Origin of the sequence: Microcystis sp. M179S2, assembly GCF_020245805.1 — a bacterium.
GTDB lineage: Bacteria > Cyanobacteriota > Cyanobacteriia > Cyanobacteriales > Microcystaceae > Microcystis > Microcystis aeruginosa.
In genome coordinates this window covers 1-2,663 of the sequence record NZ_JADBUE010000031.1, presented here as the reverse complement: position 1 = coordinate 2,663, position 2,663 = coordinate 1, and the positions used below count along the sequence as shown (strand labels likewise).

Genomic DNA, 2,663 nt, shown 5'->3' with positions numbered 1-2,663 from the left:
GACCGACCCAACTGCAACAAAAAGCGTTAGATTTATTGGGAGTTTCCCTGATTTGTACCCAGTAACGGGGCATCAGAAATTCTCTTAATCCCTCCTACAGCATAGGTTATGGCTTTTTGTCAACGGGGAAGTCCAGCAATACGGTAATCCGTAAATCGGCTGGAGCTAGACTTTTTCCCCGGCTAAAATAAAATAGGGGAGAGAATAACTATCGACGATAAGCAGTTTTAAGATTATGGGATTCTTTGACTCAGAAGTGGTTCAACAGGAAGCTAGACAGCTATTTGAGGATTACCAGTCCCTCACACAACTAGGCAGCGAGTACGGTAAATTCGATCGAGAGGGCAAAATCATCTTTATCGATAGGATGGAGGAGTTAATGGAACGCTACAAGATATTTATGAAGCGTTTCGAGTTATCTGAGGATTTCTCCGCCCAAATGACCGTAGAACAGCTAAAAACCCAATTAGGTCAATTTGGTATGACTCCCCAAATGATGTTCGACCAAATGGAGCAAACCCTTGAACGGATGAAGGCAGAGATTCGCTAAAATTGCCGATATTTATCGGGTATTGGCTGCCTTTTACCCGATATGCCCTCTCCAGTTTACTGCTCGGAAAATTGGGGTTTCTGCGGTTTTTTGAGAACAATGATCTAATAATTTTAAGTAGGTTAACTGATGAACTCCAGGCCAGATTCACAAGAGAATATTGAGCCACCTCAGTATAGTGAAAAAACTAACCGCATTCAGGCAATCAGTCAACTGATTAAGGCAATAACCCCGTTAATTTGGGCTATAGTTGTTCTAGTGGTTATCTTGCCTCTTTTAGGGAAAATTTGGCTAGGAACTGCCGGCAATGAACCGTTAAAAACTAGGGTTGCTACCGAAACTAACCTAGAGATTCCCATCACTATACCCGAAAAATCTAACAGTAAAATTGATCGGGAGATTAGCCAAGCTTTACAGACAGCGAGAGCAAATTCTCAAAGCTTCGCCCTAGGAGAAATTGAGGGATGGGTGGAGGAGTTGATGACAAGAGTAGATCAGGGTTTTTTGCCTTGGTATTTTAACTATTTCAATCAAAAACAATTTGAGGGCAAGGCCTTTTTAAGCGGATTATACTCCTCGATCGCTCACTGGGTCAATACAGATAATCCACCCCCGGAACAGGTGGTGGCGGAAAATTTGACCAAAACTATTCAAACCGAGTTTACTAAACGGGTAATTCGTCCCCAAGAGGCCCAATTGCGTCTAGAGAGAATTACTAGGGATGCCGTTAATTTATATGTCAATAATTTAAGCAATGAATTAGAGAATATTCAGGCCAGTTATCAAATTCCCCAAGGCAAATGGGACCGTTATCTTAGTGATATAGCCATAACAATTCAAGATACCGAGGGCAATATTTCTAACACATCAATTAAACTTTTAGTCGGTGGCACCACTGCTTTAGGAGTTAAATCTCTGGTCCCAGTGATGAAAGTGGGCAGCACAGTTTATTTGTCCCTAGCGGGAAAAACGGGGGCGAAAATTGCCACTAAAACCGGTGGAGCAGTAGCGAGTAGTTTTGGGGCAGAATTAATCGATCCAATCGTGGGAATTGGTTTGATAGTTTGGGATTTATGGGACTATCAGCACCGGGTAAACATTGAAAAACCGATTCTGCGGGATGCCATTTTTAATTATTTACAAGAAGTCAAATATGATCTAGTCAATAATCATCAAGGTAGCGTCCTTTCATCTATTTATCAAATTGAAGCCACTGTCAATAAATCCTTAGTGAGAACCTAAGTAGGGTTGGCTGAAAAAGTTTGTTGGTTGGGTTAGGAGTCAGGAGTACAATTGCATGAATGGGGCTATTATGAGGAATAAAAATATATTTAGGGCTTGCGGCAAAAAGTAGGGGCGAAGCATTCGGATAGGAAATCTACGGTTTCACCGATAGGTTATGCCCGAATGCTTCGCCCCTACAGGACGCGGGCTGATGAAGATGCCAGGTTTTGAACCACGATTCTCTCAAAATCTTGCACCTGTTTCGCCAAACAAAACCCTAAAACCCTTACCTCGTCTATATTTCACATTTATTCAGCAGACCCTATTTATGAATCTATTCTTTCTATTAAGAGTAAAAAAGTTTTAAAAAAACTGAGAAAATACACAAAATCCAGATACGCTAAAAATGTATCTCTTTACTTTCAAAGCCTTATGAAAACAAGTTTAGATACTTTAAAAGTCGAGACCTAATTTTTTTGATTGATTTATTAATAATTTTAATTTCTCTTCCCTTTCTTGTTGTTTTTTTACCTATTAGTATAGTCGTTGCTATTTGGGAATAAATGACTGAAGATAAAGATTAAAAGGAATATCCCCCATTTCTTGTTATCAAATGGTCTTAGCTCATTATAAAGGTCAAAGGTCTTAAAGGTGTAAAGGTTACTGCCAACCGCGCCAATTAAAATAACCCACACAAAAATCAGCCCCTTTTCTGTAAAATTGGCCATAAATGGGACTCAATATTATCAATAACTGAACTTCCCCCGTATAAATATACTAGCTATGGCTCAAAGTCTTACAGAGCCTGAGTTAAAGCAATGTAATACTAATAAACTACTGGGTACAAACTCCTGAAATCTTTACGCAGACAGGGTTTGAGGCAAAATTT

General features: G+C 39.7%; 2 protein-coding genes. Both read left to right on the top strand.

Going from position 1 to position 2,663, the window contains the following annotated elements; translation table 11 throughout:
- Window positions 1-235 precede the first annotated feature (235 nt).
- Window positions 236-550 (top strand): DUF1825 family protein, encoded by a 315-nt coding sequence (locus tag IM500_RS01730; RefSeq protein ID WP_002767238.1) that lies wholly within the window; start codon window positions 236-238, stop codon window positions 548-550.
- A gap of 129 nt (window positions 551-679) precedes the next feature.
- Complete coding sequence (locus tag IM500_RS01725; protein WP_190718460.1) at window positions 680-1,792, top strand: hypothetical protein; 1,113 nt, start codon at window positions 680-682, stop codon at window positions 1,790-1,792.
- The last annotated feature ends 871 nt before the right edge of the window (window positions 1,793-2,663 follow it).